This window comes from Tritonibacter sp. SIMBA_163 (assembly GCF_046535935.1).
GTDB lineage: Bacteria > Pseudomonadota > Alphaproteobacteria > Rhodobacterales > Rhodobacteraceae > Epibacterium > Epibacterium scottomollicae.
In genome coordinates this window covers 1-267 of the sequence record NZ_JAWJBP010000538.1, presented here as the reverse complement: position 1 = coordinate 267, position 267 = coordinate 1, and the positions used below count along the sequence as shown (strand labels likewise).

Sequence of the window (267 nt, the reverse complement as noted above, 5' to 3'; positions counted from 1 at the left end):
CGCGCCTCCTGGACCGCCACCGCATCCGTGGTCCGCGAATAGCTGAACACACGCCCCTCGATCTGCTGCCAAACGTCCTGCCTGGCCATCTCGCCCGTGGCAAGGCGCAACTCCCGGGGATTGGGCGCGATCAGCGCCGTCCAGAGACCAGTGCCATTGGGCCCCTCCCCCTGTGCAATCACGAGGTCGTCGTCCTCATCGGGTCGAAAGACCGATTCGCTTCCAGGGAGGAACCGCAAGGCGCCTTCCGAAAGATCAAGCTTTTCC

1 protein-coding gene is annotated in these 267 nt (G+C 64.4%); it reads right to left on the bottom strand.

Annotated features, from left to right (window positions below):
• Positions 1–267: hypothetical protein (locus tag R0J92_RS23435; RefSeq protein ID WP_411053443.1), on the bottom strand; the 267-nt coding region annotated here is incomplete at both ends.